Raw genomic sequence first — 255 nt, forward strand, 5'->3', positions numbered from 1 at the left:
GGGCACGATCACGACGCTCAAGCTGTGGATCCGTCCCATCGGCGGCATTGGCGGCGGCTTTCTCGGCGACCGCTTTTCGAAAGTGACCGTGCTGATCATCGCGCTCTTTCTCGCGTCGCTTTCGCTGGTCGGCCTGATCGCCGCGCCGCAGATCAGCAGCCATGTGTTGCTGGTGTTTCTCGTGCTCTTCATCGGCGTGCTGACGTATGCGATTCGCGGCTTGTACTGGTCGCTACTCGATCTCTGCAATGTGCC

At 60.8% G+C, this 255-nt stretch carries 1 pseudogene; it reads left to right on the top strand.

Annotated features, from left to right (window positions below):
* Positions 1-255: pseudogene (locus tag SB786_RS36915) on the top strand (MFS transporter); the annotation flags it as partial.

The sequence above is a fragment of the Burkholderia sp. SIMBA_062 genome, from assembly GCF_046534765.1.
GTDB lineage: Bacteria > Pseudomonadota > Gammaproteobacteria > Burkholderiales > Burkholderiaceae > Burkholderia > Burkholderia ambifaria.